Annotated in this window: 1 protein-coding gene; it reads left to right on the forward strand. The window is 42.2% G+C overall.

All coding sequences use genetic code 11. From position 1 onward, the window contains the following. Positions 1-94: 94 nt before the first annotated feature. Entirely contained in the window at positions 95-235 is a 141-nt protein-coding gene (locus DDR33_RS26415; protein WP_158280886.1) for a hypothetical protein, read from the forward strand. Positions 236-258: the final 23 nt, after the last annotated feature.

A 258-nucleotide genomic window follows, 5' to 3' on the forward strand; every position in this document is an offset into this window, starting at 1 on the left:
ATGGTCGGCGAGAAGAAGGACATGGGCGGCTGGGACTAGTCATCAGCAGTACAACAGATAAAAACAGAAATACAACCCACAAAAAGAAAAGACAATGAAAAAGGCATTAATCGTAGCAGTATTATTCGGAATAGGATTTTCTTCCTGCAAGAAAGAAAATGAAGTAAAACCCTCAGTGAAGTCAGAAAAGAGTGTGATGGTCGGCGAGAAGAAGGACATGGGCGGCTGGGACTAGTCATCAACAGTACAACAGATAAA

The organism is Pararcticibacter amylolyticus (assembly GCF_003130405.1).
Classification (GTDB): Bacteria; Bacteroidota; Bacteroidia; order Sphingobacteriales; family Sphingobacteriaceae; genus Arcticibacter; species Arcticibacter amylolyticus.